Annotated in this window: 4 protein-coding genes and 2 pseudogenes; 5 read left to right on the top strand and 1 reads right to left on the bottom strand. The window is 46.5% G+C overall.

Going from position 1 to position 17533, the window contains the following annotated elements:
- Positions 1-106 precede the first annotated feature (106 nt).
- Positions 107-859, bottom strand: coding sequence for a phage integrase N-terminal domain-containing protein (locus ACZ5V1_RS13615; RefSeq protein WP_464389309.1), 753 nt, complete (start codon positions 857-859; stop codon positions 107-109).
- Positions 860-2081: 1222 nt separating this feature from the next.
- Here ACZ5V1_RS13615 and ACZ5V1_RS13610 point away from each other — a divergent pair.
- The 5 genes and pseudogenes from ACZ5V1_RS13610 to ACZ5V1_RS13590 all read left to right on the top strand — a co-directional run bounded on the left by ACZ5V1_RS13610 (position 2082) and on the right by ACZ5V1_RS13590 (position 17233).
- The gene (locus ACZ5V1_RS13610) at positions 2082-3767 is read left to right on the top strand and encodes an ABC transporter transmembrane domain-containing protein (protein ID WP_464389308.1); all 1686 of its coding nucleotides are present in this window, start codon (positions 2082-2084) and stop codon (positions 3765-3767) included.
- Positions 3767-4999 (top strand): annotated as a pseudogene (locus ACZ5V1_RS13605) (ABC transporter transmembrane domain-containing protein); the annotation flags it as partial. The gene ACZ5V1_RS13610 and the pseudogene ACZ5V1_RS13605, both read left to right, overlap by 1 nt.
- A 282-nt stretch (positions 5000-5281) precedes the next feature.
- Positions 5282-5848 (top strand): annotated as a pseudogene (locus ACZ5V1_RS13600) (ATP-binding cassette domain-containing protein); the annotation flags it as partial.
- Positions 5849-5941: 93 nt separating this feature from the next.
- Positions 5942-7258 (top strand): HlyD family type I secretion periplasmic adaptor subunit, encoded by a 1317-nt coding sequence (locus tag ACZ5V1_RS13595; protein ID WP_464389307.1) that lies wholly within the window; start codon positions 5942-5944, stop codon positions 7256-7258.
- Positions 7259-7276: 18 nt separating this feature from the next.
- A complete protein-coding gene (locus ACZ5V1_RS13590) occupies positions 7277-17233 on the top strand; it encodes a beta strand repeat-containing protein (RefSeq protein WP_464389306.1) in 9957 nt (3318 codons plus the stop codon).
- Positions 17234-17533 lie beyond the last annotated feature (300 nt).

Raw genomic sequence — 17533 nt, 5'->3', positions numbered from 1 at the left:
TTGACGGCTCGATCATGTGTGCTCCGCCAGTCTTCACCGTATTTTTCATATGCCGCTTTTCGATAGTCTGCAGGGGTTGAATAAAGGCAAGGAGCTTTAAGATTTGTTAGTTCCTAATAGCGGCTTTGGGCGTATCATGGCGTAGGCCGTGTAGTGAAGCACCACATGCTCTAATACATAGCCCCATTCGGCTGATGATCTTATACACATATTTTTCCCATGACGCCTCGGATACATTGTCTGGCCAGTTGTTGCCGTTTTTTCCGATGAACGGCGTCAACGCTTTAACTGCATTGATTTGTTCTTGAGAAGGTTCGTGCAAGATACGATCCCGGCCGCCTTTGGTGCCTGCAGATATATAGATGCGACCATCAGGAAGAAGTGCGTTTCTTGGATTCATTTTTCGCGCTTCTTCAGGACGCAAACCCAGTTCGCGCATTACTTTCATTTGGTGTCCAATTCGTAGGAACCGTTCTGACCCAGAAAGCAGTTGATCCAGCACAGCACGATAGACGATTTCAGGCGCAGCTTTTGACTGTTTTGGAATATAACTGCGTTTTCCTACACCAAACTCACTATTATTTTTATGTATCTTGTCGTTTCCATATGCACGACAAACTTGTCTCACACTTGATAGATATGCCTTGATTGTGGATACTGCGAGTCCTTGTTGTTGCCAGTCAGCAACGACGGCGCCAACGTGCCGATTGGTAATGTTTTTCCAGTGCCTTGCTCGATACTCTAATTGATGAAGTCGGCGAGCAAGTTGCATCGCTTGCCCTTTATTGTTGTATTTTGTTTTTCCCGACCCAGTCAGATGTGCTTTTTGGGCGTCGTATAATAATTGGTTTTTACTCATTAAAAAATTCTTTTTTATTTTCCTATACTGCACAAAAAAGATGAATGTTAGGCCTTTGACTTTAATTTTTAGTAAAAACGCAAAAAGACCATGCAATGTTATTGCATGGTCTTTTTTATTGTTCTGACATTGAATTTAAAAATTGATAATACGCTGCCCGCACTTATCCTGTTGGACTAAACAATTAATTTTAGAAAGAAAGTAAATAAAATAAAACTTCCCTGTATATGTCACCGTATCATATTTATTACTATTGCGTGCTGTGTGGCAGCTACTACACAGCTATTAATGTTCAATCCGATAGCCGCAATGGTGTTTGCACCATGCATATAGTGGCCAAAAAACGCAATTTTATATGAACGTACGTATTCTAATTACGAACGGGCAAGTGGGAATGAAATGGGTGGCGAAAAGCCGTAAGTCGAGCGATATATTCACCGCTAAAGAAGAAAAATAAGAATTCATCAGTGTTCAACTGGAATATTGCCATCTGTCTGTTTCACTTTGAAACAGACAGATGAAAAATGTGCCTTTCGAAGAAGGTGCCCCCTGAATTTAGAAAAGATTTTTTGCAGGCAACAACTGTTACGCTACATGGAACCCTGAAATCAGCCGCTAAAAAGCACGTGTAAACAGGAACCGTTATTACTGCTTCTATACAACTTCGCTGGCGCAATTGTAAGGTCTGCAGAAAATATTTGCGTTTCAATACAGGTATTAGAAATTTAGTCCCTGAAGAAATGAGCGCGTAAAAAGCGAACATTTCCGCTGGGACTTTCTTTATGAGAATAAGTGAATGAATTTTATGTTGACTGAAGACTGCAATATCGAGCTACAACAGTAAAAGTTTGTAGTGATAATATGACATAAACACCTTAAGGAAAAGAAATTGACAGAACCTCATCTGTTATTAGATTTTTCCGCTGTAAGAAAAATATGAGTTCTTCTGTTGTAAAAATGTTGCAGTATGTTCCTAATTACATGAATTTGTTCAGAAAAACGAGATAGAAATTGTTTATCAGTTGTTAGGTCACGGAATGGTTTCACCAAACAAGTTTTTGTCCGACGATTGTATGTCACCGTTAGCACTTGCGTGTGAAAAAGGTCATCCGCAGATGGCAAAGTTGATAGAGATATTTGTTGACATGTGTATTCAAAGAATGAATTAGATATATCTAACTAGCATTATTTGAATATCAAATTACGCCAAAGGGGGAGGGGGATGAAAAAGCCTCGTTTTGGCATCAATTATGACGTGATATTAATCAGCTTGCTGATTAATATCCTCAGTCTTGCGGTGCCTATCGTTCTTTTGCAAATATATGACAGAATTTTGCCCAATGAGGCATTCAGTACGGCTACACTGCTTTTCTTGGGAGCTATTGTGGCGCTTGTACTGGAAGCCATTTTGCGTTTTTTTCGAACCTATTTGCTTTCTTTGCATGTGGAAGCGTTTGAGTACGTTGCGGCCATTCAGGCTTGGAAAAAATTATTCAATTCAGATATTGCTGCTGCCATGAACCTTGGTAGTGGCGCACTGAAGCAGCGGCTAAGTGATCTTGCGAGTTTGCGAGAACACTACTCCGGTCAGACGTTGCTTGTGTTGTTTGATTTGCCTTTCTCTTTCCTTTTTCTTGCGGCGATTTGGTATATTAACAATACCATCGTTTACATCCCATTGTCACTTTTTGCAGTTGCAATCTTATGTAATATGGTTGCGGGGCGTGCGCTAAAGTCTGCGTTTCAACGTACCAGTGCAACTGAGGATGATCGCATGAACTATGTGACGAATATCCTCAACACGTTATCATCCGTAAAAAGTCATGGGGGCGAACAGCTCGCCTTACGCATTTTTAGAGACAAATCGCAAAAACTTATTGTTGAGCGCACCCGTCTGGATAGGTTGAGTAACCTTGTCGCAGATTTTGTTGCACTATTGGGTAGCCTTACAACTATCGCCACTGTGGTTTTTGGAGCGTTACTCGTTATGAACGGGGAACTTACTACTGGCGGTCTAGCTGCGTGCACTATTCTTGCTGGACGAAGTCTTGGGCCAATTGTTTCTATGATGATGCTTTGGACACAATTGCAACGAACCCGTGTAGCTCAGGGACGTATTGAAGAGTTATGGGCATTGCCGGAAGATCAGGTTTTTGAACGCCAGTCGCGGGAAGAATTGCAGGATGGTTCCATCGTCATGAATGATGTTACTGTTGTCCGTCGTGGTAAACGCTTCGTTTTTAATATGTCTATTGTTAACGGGGAGAAGTTAAAGGTTGTTGATGAAGTCGGAGGGCTGATTCCGCTTTTTCTGGGGCTGATGATTGGCAGTATCAAGCCGGAAAGCGGCGAAATGCTTGTCGGTGGCTTACCTGTTTCAAGCTATTCACGAAATACATATCGAAAATTCGTTGCCTTTGTGCCAAGACGTAGCCAGATTTTTCGTGGAACCATTCTTGAAAATTTAACGCTTTTTGAGCCAGCATACGAAAAGCGAGCTCTCGAATTGTCAAACCTTGTAGGATTGACCCCATTCATTCATAGGCTTCCCAACGGATTCCGGACTAAAATTGGTGATATGATAGGAGGCCCATTGGAAATCGGTGCTGTACAAAGGATAGCTATTGTACGGGCACTTATTAACTCTCCTCGTATTCTGGTGCTTAATGAAGCTGATGAAGGTATTGATATCGCAGGTAAAAAACTTCTTGCTGATCTTGTTCTTAAGGTGGAAGGCGTTACTGTACTGTTGTTGCCTACTGATTCCCTTCTTCAAGACGTTGATATCGATTTGCTGCCATTGCATGGCGTTTGCGCCATCAGTATCCCTGAAAATAAAGACGGAGATAACGGGCGCGTGCATTCTCTGAAGCAAGCTCCTGCTTCCCAAACAACAGAGGCGGCATAATGATAGAAGATACCTTTACTCCGCCGCTGTATGCTCAAGGTGAAGAGAGCACTGTAAGAAATAATCTTGAAACAGTGTTGACGAACGCAAAGCTGCTTGAAAATTCCTTTCAGGAAGCTCTTCTTGAACTGCTTTGCGCGTTGCTCTGGAACGGCACTGCGAAAGAACTTATCGCAGCGTTGCCCTCAACTATAAAACTTGATCTTGAGGCAACTCGGGATGTTCTGGCTAGAATTGGTTATGAAACTGAGGTAACAAAAGCCAGCGCAACTCCGGCAATTTCTGCACCTGTCATTCATATATCTAAAGACCAGAAAGTTACATGTTTGCATCCCTACGATTCGTTGCCGAATAGCGGATTGCTTTTGCACGTCTTCGAGCCGGTAAATCCGGTTGCACCGCCACCTCAAAGTTCATGGACTTCGTGGACCATTTCCAGCATGTGGCCTCAGCTTATGGGGGCACTTTTTGCCAGCCTCATGATTAACCTTGCAGGCTTGGCCCTCCCGTTTTTTACACGCTACGTCTATGACAGGGCTATTCCGGCTCAATCTCATGAAGTATTGTTTTATTTAGGCGGTGGTGTGCTCATCGTTGTTCTGTTCGGTATTCTTTTCCGGAATCTGCGGTCACGACTGTTAACATACGCTGGTGGACGTATTGCTTATCTGGCAGGCGTCGAATCTCTGGATAAAATTCTTAGTTTGCCGTTGCCTGTGCTTGTAAAAAGCAGCACAGATGCACATATTTTACGCTTGCGGGATCTGGAACGCATTCGCGAACTTGTGTCTGGTCGTTTTGCCATGACCATACTTGATGCTCCTTTCATTATTATTTTTTTGATTGCTATTGGCTACTTGGGTGGTTTTCTCGTGGTTGTGCCAATTGTTTCTCTTACTATTTATATGCTGTTTATTCCTCTCATGAGTATGGCTGAGGATAGAGCTATGCGCAGTGCGTCTCGGCTGAATGCTGAACGCAGCGCCATGCAGCAGGATATGGTAGATAAGCTTAAGGACTTGATTGGTGTAGGGCTTGAGGAACGATGGATAGAAAAATATTCCCGTGTAATGCTGCAATCGGCTGCTGCAAACCGCAAGTTCGCACTGGTTTCATCCGCATTACGCGCTTTCTCCCGTTTTGGTTCATCTCTCACAGCTTTGGCCGTGCTTGGCACTGGGATATGGCTTATTTTTCAGGGTACCATTACCCCCGGAGCTTTGATTGCATCCATGATGCTCATCTGGAAAGTTATAACTCCGGCACAGAGCTTTGCCACATCCCTTGGTCGGTATTTTCAGCTGAAACATTCCTGTGAGCAGTTACAACGTCTGATGGATTTACAGGGCGAAAGCTATGAGGCTTCCTTGGTATCTCCACTTCATGGGTTGGCTCCTACTGTGGCGGTTAGCAGAGTTGTGTTCAGGCACTCTGCCAATCGGGAACCTTCTCTTGCGGGTGTTTCTTTTCAAGTAAACGAAGGGGAAATTATTGGCATTACCGGTCCGAACGGTGCGGGAAAGACAACCCTGTTACATGTGATAGCAGGTCTCATTCAGCCGCAGGGCGGAAGTGTACTCATCGGTGGCAGGGATATTCGTCAATTTAGGACAGAAGATCTTCGTTCGTGGCTCGGCCTTATGCCGGAACATGATAAACCGTTTAGAGGGACGCTGCGAAGTAATTTGCTTATGGGCCGTAGCGATGCAACGGATGAAGAGTTACAGCAGGCGCTGGAAGAGGCAGGGCTCGCCAACCTCGTAAATGAACTTCCATATGGATTTGAATCTTTTATGTACCGTGAAAATGGTTTATGCGTAGGGCACGACCAGCAACAATCCATCTGTATAGCCCGTGCACTGCTTAAGCAACCTTCATTGTTGCTATTTGATGATCCGACATTCCATTCTGAAAAATTCAGAGAACATTTCCTTTGTTTTCTGAACAAATCGCGTGGGAAGCGAACTATTTTGTTCACTTCGCATGAGAAAAGGCTTCTGGAGCAGTGCGATAAAGTTCTTGTGATGGATCAAGGTATGCCTATTGGTTTTGACAAAATAGCTGTCCCTTCAGCCTCATAGGTTGCTCGGGTTGTTGAGCTTTGCTCTATATATCTTTTGCAGACGTAATATTTATATCAAAATGTCACCAGCACCTATTACCAACGAAGTATAATGAATAAAAATACAATTACGCATAAAAGCATGTTTCGAGAAAGATCTGTTTTGCCATACCACCGGCCGTCACCGCTCAGAGGAATAGTCTGGCTGGTAGTGATTCTTGCTTTTAGCTTGTTGGGCTGGGCCGCTTTCGCCAAGGTACCTGAGGTTGCAAAAACACGCGGGCAGATAAAACCGACAGGCGATGTTATTCTGGTGCAAAGCCTTGAGGGTGGACAGATTGTGGAGATTTTGGCTCAGAAAGGGCAGGAGGTTCAAAAGGGGCAGCCACTCATTCGTTTTGAGCCGTTGAAAACCGAAACGGATGTAAATCAACTTCGTGTTCGAACGACATTTTTGAAATTCGAAGCAGAGAGGCTCCGGGCATTTGTTGAGCAACGCGAACCTGATTTTTCTACATACAATGAACAGTATCAAAAAGTTGTAGAACAGCAGGTGCTCTTGTTGACTGCTCAAAATGCTGAAATGCATGCCCAGCTGCAAGCTCTTCAGGAGCAACAACTTCAAAAAGAAAGCTCTATCCGTTCGCTAACTAACGAACAGGTAGTACTGGATAAACAAATAGAATCTGCAACGTCTGCAACCCGTATTTACAGGAAGCTTTCTAAAAAGAAGGTTGTTTCTAAGTTGGATCTTATTAATGCGGAGCAGAAAGAAGCTGAATTTATTAAAGAGCTGGAAGGACTCAAGAGAAGTCGAAAAGTTCTTGAGAAGGAAGTTCAGGAACTTATTGAAAAGAAAAAGGGTGTTAAACAGACCCTGTTTGCAGTTGCACAAAAAAGGCGTGCAGAAATTTTGTCAGAACTTGCTGAAGTTCATCAACGCCTTAATGAACGTCAGACAACATTGGATCGCCTTCTCATAACTTCTCCTGCAAGGGGAATTATCAAATCCTTGAATTTCCCTAAGTCAGGTGCAGTGGTAAATCCGAGTGAGGTTGTGGCAGAAATTGTACCGTTGGATGTGGATTTGGTGGTGGAAGTGCAAGTTTCCCCGCGTGATATTGGTTTCGTTTATGTCGGTCAGCCCGTTATTGTACGTGTAGATACTTATGATTACGCTCGATATGGTGTTCTTGAAGGGACTTTGACAAAGTTAAGTCCGACAACATTTACTGGGCCGAAGGGCGAGCTTTATTATGTGGGGGAAGTGACTCTTGCCCAGCAATATCTGGGCAAAGATCCGAAAAAAGGCATCCTGCTTCCTGGTATGACGACGGAAGTTGATATTATTACTGGCGAGAAAACTATTTTTCAATATTTGCTGAAGCCCGTGTTCACATTGGCAAACGACAGCTTTAAAGAACGATAAATTTCAAGAGAACTCACCATGGATAAAACACAAAATTCCGATGTAACTGATGTTGCGAATGAATCTGAAGAAGCTCGTAGACAGCAGGACGACTCAGAAGCCACGAAGTTAGCAGAACAGGATGCGGCTTCAGCAGAGCAACTAAAGTCTGAAGAGTCTATGGGGAATACGCCTGAAACCATAAAAGGTGAACAGCCATTTGGTGGCCCTAAGGACGATACAGCGTTACTTGTAGAGCCTGTAGGCACCACCTTGGTGGAAGACGATAATGCTGTTTCTCTGAAAGGCAGTTCTTCTGCACTTACTGAATTGGATGCAGGGCAAGACGACTCTTCTTCTGAGGCGGTAGAGCGGCTTCAGCCGTCTGCTGAAGTGAGCGACGCAGCGGGGCAAGCAACTGTCAGTGACGCACCTGAGCAGCCGGAAGGAAACACTTTGGTAAGCTTGGACGAGGCTTTTGCAAGTGCGGAAATTACTTCGGACTCGGATTCTGATGTTGCTTACACTTCTGTGCGGGTAGCAAGTGAAGAAGCCGCTATCGTTGAAGACGATGTCCAACCTCCAGCGCCTCCTCAGGCTCAGACGCCATCTTTGTCAGTTTCTCCTGTTAGCGGTTACGAAGATTCACCGATTGTGTTGGATATTCAGTCCGTTTTATTAGACTCTGACGGGGGTGATGAAACGCTTGTCATCACCATTTCTGGTGTCCCTGATGGTGTGACTCTTTCCGCAGGAATAGATAATGGTGGCGGAACATGGACACTTTCTCCTGACGACCTACCTGGTTTGACATTGTCGTTACCGGAAAACTCTAATGAAGATTTTTCTCTTTCTGTTACAGCAACTAGCATTGAAGCCAACGGTGACACTGCGTCTACATCCCTGACCGTTGATGTGGATGTTATTGGTGTAGCCGATACTCCCGAACTTACAGCTTCGCTCGCTTCTGGTGCTGAAGATGGCCCAGTGGCCTTCAGTATCTCCGGTGCACTTACGGATACAGACGGTTCAGAGAGTCTCTCCTTTGTAGTGGCTGGTGTGCCGGACGGCGCAAGCTTGTCAGCAGGAACAGACAACGGCGATGGCACATGGAATTTGAGTGTTGGTGACCTAACGGGGCTCCAGTTCAATCCGCCGGAAAACTATTCCGGTGAGATCAATTTGGGGGTAACAGCGTTTGCCACGGAAAATGATGGTGATATAGCTACAAGCACAACTTCAGTAAGCGCCACCATTACTCCTGTGGCGGATTCTGCAAACATTACAGTGGAAGACTCTTCCGGTTATGAAGATGGTTCCATCGGCTTAGCTGTTTCGGCTTCACTCGTGGATACTTCCGAGGTGCTGAGTGTTTCCATTAGTGGCATTCCAGATGGCGCATCCCTTAATCATGGAACACCAAATGGTGACGGTTCATGGACTGTTGACTCTGCAGATTTGAACGGCCTTTCTATTACACCGCCTGAGAATTTTTCCGGAGATATGGTACTGACTCTTACAGCCATTTCTACAGAATCTGACGGCTCTATAGCCACTAATTCTGCTAATTTTACTGTTCATGTTATAGGCGTTGCAGATACACCGACTCTTTCTTCCGGACCTATAATAGGCAATGAAGATACTGCAATAGCACTGAATATTTCCTCTGCTTTGAACGATCTTGACGAGTCGGAAACTTTGGCTGTGACCGTGGCAGATGTTCCAGAGCACTTCACGTTGTCCGCAGGTATAGATAACGGCGATGGTACGTGGACTTTGACACAAGGCCAACTTACTGGGCTGACTATTTCTGCGCCTGAAAATTACAGCGGTTCGTTCTCCTTGAATGTTACAGCACTTTCCACAGAATCAGACGGTGATACGGCTTCTGCCGTAACCGTGATTCCAGTCACCTTTACTGCTGTTGCGGATGCGCCTGACTTGTCAGCGGACGCAGCTTCCACGCTGGAAGATACAACCGTTGCCCTTAATATCGAAACTGCCGTGACTGATTCTTCTGAAACGATCACCAGTGTCGTTATTTCCGGTGTGCCGGACGGTGCAAGCCTGTCTGCTGGAGTCGACAACGGTGATGGAACTTGGAATTTGACCACCGATCAGCTTGATGGCCTGACTCTGACTCCGCCTGCGGACAGCAACGTGGACTTTGCCCTCACCGTCACCAGCACCGTCACGGAACTCAACGGCAGCACAGCCACCTCTGTGACAACCTTGCCTGTGAGCATTGCAGGTGTAGCTGATGCTCCTGATTTGAGCGCGCTTCCTGCCGAAGGTGATGAAGATAGCTGGATAGATCTGGAACTGGACAGCAGTCTTGTAGATACAGACAACTCTGAATCGCTGGCGATAACTCTTGATGGTTTGCCCGTTGGAACCCGTTTAAACGCAGGGACACAGCAGCCAGATGGTTCATGGCAGATAACCCCGGCTGATATGAACGGTCTGCAATTTCTGCCACCGGAAAATTACAGCGGTGATTTTGATATTACTGTCACCGCCGTTTCAACGGAAAACGACGGTGATTCCGCCTCCACTGTGGCGACACTGCCCGTCCATGTTACGGGTGTAGCCGATACCCCCGAACTTACAGCTTCGCTCGCTTCTGGTGCTGAAGATGGCCCAGTGGCCTTCAGTATTTCCGGTGCACTTACGGATACAGATGGTTCAGAGAGTCTCTCCTTTGTAGTGGCTGGTGTGCCGGACGGCGCAAGCTTGTCAGCAGGAACAGACAACGGCGATGGCACATGGAATTTGAGTGTTGGTGACCTAACGGGGCTCCAGTTCAATCCGCCGGAAAACTATTCCGGTGAGATCAATTTGGGGGTAACAGCGTTTGCCACGGAAAATGATGGTGATATAGCTACAAGCACAACTTCTGTAAGCGCCACCATTACTCCTGTGGCGGATTCTGCAAACATTACAGTGGAAGACTTTTCCGGTTATGAAGATGGTTCCATCGGCTTAGCTGTTTCGGCTTCACTCGTGGATACTTCCGAGGTGCTGAGTGTTTCCATTAGTGGCATTCCAGATGGCGCATCGCTTAATCATGGAACACCAAATGGTGACGGTTCATGGACTGTTGACTCTGCAGATTTGAACGGCCTTTCTATTACACCGCCTGAGAATTTTTCCGGAGATATGGCACTGACTCTTACAGCCATTTCTACAGAATCTGACGGCTCTATAGCCACTAATTCCGCCAATTTTAATGTTCATGTTACAGGTGTTGCAGATACACCGGATCTTTCTGCCGGAACGGCGAATGGTTCGGCGTCAGGGAATGAAGATACTGCAGTTGCCTTGAATATTTCTTCTGCATTGAACGATCTTGACGAGTCGGAAACTTTGGCTGTGACCGTGGCAGATGTTCCAGAGCACTTCACGTTGTCCGCAGGTATAGATAACGGCGATGGTACGTGGACTTTGACACAAGGCCAACTTACTGGGCTGACTATTTCTGCGCCTGAAAATTACAGCGGTTCGTTCTCCTTGAATGTTACAGCACTTTCCACAGAATCAGACGGTGATACGGCTTCTGCCGTAACCGTGATTCCAGTCACCTTTACTGCTGTTGCGGATGCGCCTGACTTGTCAGCGGACGCAGCTTCCACGCTGGAAGATACAACCGTTGCCCTTAATATCGAAACTGCCGTGACTGATTCTTCTGAAACGATCACCAGTGTCGTTATTTCCGGTGTGCCGGACGGTGCAAGCCTGTCTGCTGGAGTCGACAACGGTGATGGAACTTGGAATTTGACCACCGATCAGCTTGATGGCCTGACTCTGACTCCGCCTGCGGACAGCAACGTGGACTTTGCCCTCACCGTCACCAGCACCGCCACGGAACCCAACGGCAGCACAGCCACCTCTGTGACAATCTTGCCTGTGAGCATTGCAGGTGTAGCTGATGCACCGAATTTAAGTACAGAGGATGTTGCGGGGCGTGAAGATAGTTGGATTAGACTGGATGTAGACAGCAGCTTGAATGATGTTGATTCTTCAGAGTCTTTGCACCTTGTCATTGATGGCCTACCTTCTGGAGCGTGGTTGAACGTGGGGGCACGACAGTCTGACGGTTCATGGGAGGTGGATGCTACAGATATTTCGAAATTGCATGTAAGACCGCCACGAAATTATAGCGGGAGCTTTGATCTCTCAGTAATCGCAGTTTCTACGGAAAATGATGGTGATACCGAATCGGTTTCTTCTTCGTTTACTGTTGGTGTTGATGCTGTAGCTGACGTCGCAGGTATACGTGTTCAGGATGTTACGACTGTTGAGGATAATGCCCTTGGCTTGACGTTAGATACGTGGGTGCGGGATGCCTCTGAAAACATTCAGAGCACAACTATTTCTGGTGTTCCTGAAGGATTCACCATTATTGGCGGGACTGATCAAGGGAGTGGAGTGTGGAGTGTTCCTGCCGATAGCCTTGATAGTCTATCGCTTCAAGCGCCGGAAAACTATTCCGGCATAGTCAGTCTGAATTTTACGGTGACGACCGTGGAACCGGAAAACAACAGTACGGCTACGCGTACTCGAGGATTTAAAGCTACATTCACTGCTGACGCCGATGAACCTGTGATTTCCGGAAACGATGTAGCGACTAATGAAGATACTCCTGTTCAGCTAGACTTCAGTGCTGTACTTACTGATTTGGACGGCTCGGAATCTTTAAGTGTGCAGATTTCTGGCGTACCTAAAGGGGCTACCTTGTCCGAAGGCACAGACAACGGGGATGGTACATGGTCTGTGGCACCGGAAGATCTTGCTACGCTAGAATTGACGCCACCGGAGAACTTTTCAGGTGACATTGCACTGAGTATGACTGCTACTAGTACAGAGGCTTCTAATGACGATAAGGCGTCTGTCAGTGTTGACGTCAATGTACATGTCACAGGTGTGGCAGATGCCACCAATCTTGCGACAATGGACACCATCGGAAGTGAAGATATAGGCGTGCCGCTGACGGTTCGTGCTTCTTTGAATGATACGGACGGCTCGGAATCTCTCTTTGTGGAATTTGCCGGTGTTCCGGAGGGGGCCAGTCTCACCGCTGGGATGGAGATTGCTGAAGGAAAGTGGAGGGTTGCCGCAGGTGCTCTCGAAGACTTGAACATTATACCTCCTAAAGACTCCAGTGATGACTTTACCCTGACAGTCCGTTCTCTTTCTATTGAGGAAGACGGTGATCAGGCCTATTCAGATCCTCAGACAATAGAGGTTTCTTTGCGTGGCGTAGCTGATACGCCTGAAGTGCATGTGGGAACAGCACAAGGTAGTGAAGACTCGGCTATTGCTTTGAATTTTAATGCAAAATCTGTAGATGTGGATGGGTCAGAAAGTCTTAGTTATGTCATTACAGGTGTACCGCCAGGTGCCGAACTGAGTGATGGTGTGTATATCGGAAACGGCCGTTGGTCTGTGGGAGAGGATGATATGTCAGACCTCACCATCACACCACCGGAAGATTTCTCAGGTTCCTTCAACTTGGACATAACGGTTGTAGTGCAAGAGGCTGATGGGCATCAGACCAGTGTGGACTATACTTTGCCAATTGTCGTGGATAGCGTTGTAGATGCACCGGATCGCGGCAGTTTTGATGGTACTGGCTCCTATGGTAGTGCATCCGGTAATGAGGATTCTGCTATCAGTTTGCATGTTGATCCAGGTCTTAACGATGCTGACCTTTCAGAAAGCACCAAGTGGGTGGAGGTTTCTGGCCTTCCTGAAGGAGCATCGCTTTCTGCTGGGATAGAAGGTCCGGACGGGGTTTTCCGTCTTACACCTGAGCAATTTGACGGATTGACAGTAACACCACCGGAGAATTCAGATACTGATTTTAGCCTTACAGTTAGGGCAATGATTGAAGACACTGGCGGAAATACAGAAATTACGGAAGGATTATTGCGCGTGCACGTGCACGCGGACGCGGATACGCCTTCGGTTGCTGCTGAAAATATTTCAGGAGTAGAGGGTAATGATATTATGTCTGCCATTACTGCCGAACTCACAGACACTGATGGCTCTGAAAGTTTGAATTTTATTATTTCCGGTTTTAATGGCACCAATGTAACCCCTTCTGCGGGAATCAATCTTGGAGATGGTTCTTTCCTTGTTTCTGGCGATCAGCTTGGCAGCCTTACCTTTTCTTCAGGTAACATAAGTGAAACACTCTCTCTTGATGTGACAGTAAATGCTATTGCCACTGAAGGGGAAAACAACGATTCCGCCTTTAGTAACGCGACGTTTACCCTTACCATTGAGCCTGACGCTAGTGGTGGTGACGGAGGTAATACCGGAGGCGATGGTAGCAGCGTGGTGCCAATTGTTTCCGTAACCCCTCCGGACGGTACAGAAGATACATCCTTTGCTGTGACTATTGATGCTGATTTCGCTGACAATGCATCACAGACCGGAATTATCATCAGTGACTTGCCTGAAGGCACGGTAGTAAATGGTGGATTTTATAATCCAGTCAATCAAACCTGGGTTATTGCCGGGGGCGATTCTGAAACTCTGGAAAATCTTACTATTACCCCACCTGATGATTTCTCTGGAACATTAAATTTTACAGTAGCTGTTGCGCAAACCACACCAGCAGGGACATCGCAAACAAGCGACACTAATGTTGTCGCGACAATAGACCCAGTGGTGGATGCACCGCGTGTGAGTCTTGGTAATACCAATGGGATAGAGGATACGCCACTAGACATTAACTTGAATGTGCAGCCCACTGATGCTGACGGCTCAGAGAGTATTGTCTCTGTGATTATTAGTGGGGTACCCGCAGGAGCTTCTATTGTTGGAGCTTTAGATCTTGGTGGCGGACGGTATGAAGTTGATCCCGCTAATGTAGGCAGTGTGCAGTTTGTCCCCCCTGCCAATGCACACGGCAATTTCTCCTTCAATGTTGAAACGGTGGTAGAGGAGGTTGATGGCTCACAGGCAACCTTTATTAATGGTGCTGGTGTTCACATCGATTCTATGATTGATCCAGGTGCACTTAGTACTGGGAATGTTGTAGGATTCGAAGATGCTGCAGTTTCACTGGATTTGAACGCAGCCCTCATAGATTCGGATGGTTCTGAAGTCATCGCTGTTACCATTTCCAATGTTCCGAAAGATGCACTTTTTTCAGCAGGCAGTAACAATGGTGACGGTTCGTGGACCTTCACTGCGGGGCAATTAAATAATTTGACGTTCACAGCCCCTCCTGATGCATCTGGTCAATTTGGTATGACACTCAATGCCCATACCCTTGATCTGTCTTCTGGGCAGACCATGACAACCTCGCAAGGATTTACTGTTACGGTACAGGGAGTGGCAGATGCCGCCCCTGTGGATGGACAGGACTCAACAGGGGATGAAGATACGGCTATTGCAATAAAACTTGATTACGTACTTGTTGATACAGACGGTTCTGAAAGTGTTACTGCTATTTTGACCGGAATTCCTGAAGGTTCGCAGCTTTCCGCTGGTGCTCTACAGACGGATGGTTCTTGGGCTGTGCCCGGAGACGCACTGGATACTTTACATATTACTCCACCTGAGCATTATTCTGACGATATCGATATTCATGCCGAAATTATGACCGTAGAGGCAGACGGTGATACTTCGTCTAGAGGTATCGACGTGACGGTCACGGTAAATGCTGTTGCGGATGCCCCTGTGCTTTCTGTGCATGATGTAACTGGTAGTGAAGATTCTGCTATTGCTTTGGATATTGATGCCTCCCTCACTGACAACTCGGAAGTACTTACCGTGGTCGTCGAAGGCGTACCGGACGGTGCAATACTCTCCGCAGGTACGAACAACGGCGATGGCTTGTGGACTCTTTTACCCGCACAGCTTGCTGATTTGACAATCACTCCTGCTGGAAACATGAGTGGTGATATTACACTTACTGTGACCGCCACCAGTGTGGATGGGATAAGTGAGGATAATATTACCGAGGCGAGCGTTACCCAGACTCTAAATGTTTCTGTGGCTGGAGTTGCGGACGCACCAACGCTGGCGGTGCAAGATGCTTCTGGAAATGAGGATTCAGCAATTGCATTGGATATTGATGCAGCCCTTACTGACAACTCGGAAGTACTTACTGTGGTTATCGAAGGCGTACCGGATGGTGCAATGCTCTCCGCAGGAACCTACAATGGTGACCACTCGTGGACATTATCCTCTGACCAGCTTGCAGATCTGACTATCACTCCTGCTAAAGATATGAGTGGCAATATTGCGCTTACGGTCACAGCCATCAGTGTGGATGGCACTAGCGATGCGAGCATTAGCCAGACCTTGAATGTTTTTGTAGCTGGAGTTGCGGACGCGCCAACACTTACCGTGCAACATGCTGCTGGTAATGAGGATTCTGCAATTGCCTTGGCTATTGATGCAGCCCTCACAGATAGCTCAGAAATACTTTCTGTGGTTATCGAAGGCGTGCCGGAAGGTGCAGAACTCTCCGCAGGAACCTACAATGGTAATCACTCGTGGACATTGTCCTCCGACCAGCTTGCAGGTCTGACTATCACTCCTGCTAAAGAGATGAGTGGCGATATTGCGCTTACGGTCATAGCCATCAGTGTGGATGGCACTAGCGATACGAGCATTAGCCAGACCTTGAATGTTTCTGTAGCTGGAGTTGCGGACGCGCCATCACTTACCGTGCAAAATGCTGTTGGTAATGAAGAGTCTGCAATTGTTTTGGATATTGACGCAGCCCTTACTGACAACTCGGAAGTACTTACTGTGGTTATCGAAGGCGTACCGGATGGTGCAATGCTCTCCGCAGGAACCTACAATGGTGACCACTCGTGGACATTATCCTCTGACCAGCTTGCAGATCTGACTATCACTCCTGCTAAAGATATGAGTGGCAATATTGCGCTTACGGTCACAGCCATCAGTGTGGATGGCACTAGCGATGCGAGCATTAGCCAGACCTTGAATGTTTCTGTAGCTGGAGTTGCGGACGCGCCAACACTTACCGTGCAACATGCTGCTGGTAATGAGGATTCTGCAATTGCCTTGGCTATTGATGCAGCCCTCACAGATAGCTCAGAAATACTTTCTGTGGTTATCGAAGGCGTGCCGGAAGGTGCAGAACTCTCCGCAGGAATAGATAATGATGATGGCTCATGGACTTTGAGCGCGGATCAATTACAAGATCTCACTATTACCCCAGCAGAGAATGATGCCAACGATTTTGAACTGGTAGTTAAGGCAGTCAGCATTGATGGGGAAAGTACTACAGAGACCACGGACACATTGACTGTGACTGTACAAGGGGTGCCAGATACGCCGATCTTTGATGTAGAGGATCTTGCAGGGATTCAAGGGCTGCCTTTGGATTTAAATATAGATGTGGAGGCCGGAGCTTCTGGAGAAAGTCTTAGCGTCAACATTGAAGATGTACCAGATGGTGCTATGCTCTCAACAGGAGTTAAAAATGCGGACGACTCATGGACACTCTCAGAAGATCAGGCCAATGATGTGCAGATTACTTTGGATGATGAATACAGCGGTTCGTTTACCCTCGATGTGACCGTGGATGTTACTCAGGAGGGTAATACTGCTTCGTTTAGTGAGGCTATGGGTATTACGATTGCACCGTCTGTTGTGTTAGCAACAGCGGCAAGTGCAGATTATGCGAGTATGCTTGCCGGGACTGGTGAGTCTGGAGGACTCGATTTAGGTGTTTCTGATCAGGCTATGGGGTATGTGGAGTCCCTTGGAATTCAAGCTCAAAGCATATCGCAGGACGAATTCGCTGCTGCACAGATCATTGACCAAGCATTGTTGTTCTCTGAAGCGAGCAACGATGTAGACATGTTGGACTCTCATGAGTTGGAAGATTCAATGGACAGTTTGTCTGGAGGTCATGAGCTACTAGAGCCTTCAGCTGACACTCCTGTTGAAGAAACAGACCATGACGGTGGTCTGGATGTTGCCATCTCAGTTCAAGATTTCTAGTCGATAGACTTTGGCAGTTGTACCAGAAGAATATGCGTAAAGGACGTACTGTAGGGGGGCATTACCCTAATAACGTATGCATGCAACATAAGCATTCTTCCGTATTTTTATTTTTGATATTGATCCTTAGGGCGGAAGTCCCGGAGAATTTTATATCTGTGCGGGTAATAATCGGGTAAATAGAACTAAATACAATAGCTGTAAAAACAATCTAATTACACTTTTTTGTTGAAAATATTGATATAAGCGTCCGGTTGGTTGCGTTGTTATCTGCCTTTCACGCAGGTGTAAAAAATGCTT

It is taken from the genome of Halodesulfovibrio oceani subsp. galateae, assembly GCF_055397225.1.
This window is presented reverse-complemented; position numbering and strand designations above follow the sequence as displayed.

Coding starts and splice junctions, on each gene's coding strand:
- ACZ5V1_RS13590 (WP_464389306.1), top strand. CDS start 7,277: ATGGATAAAACACAAAATTCCGATGTAACTGATGTTGCGAATGAATCT.
- ACZ5V1_RS13610 (WP_464389308.1), top strand. CDS start 2,082: ATGAAAAAGCCTCGTTTTGGCATCAATTATGACGTGATATTAATCAGC.
- ACZ5V1_RS13595 (WP_464389307.1), top strand. CDS start 5,942: ATGAATAAAAATACAATTACGCATAAAAGCATGTTTCGAGAAAGATCT.
- ACZ5V1_RS13615 (WP_464389309.1), bottom strand. CDS start 859: ATGAGTAAAAACCAATTATTATACGACGCCCAAAAAGCACATCTGACT.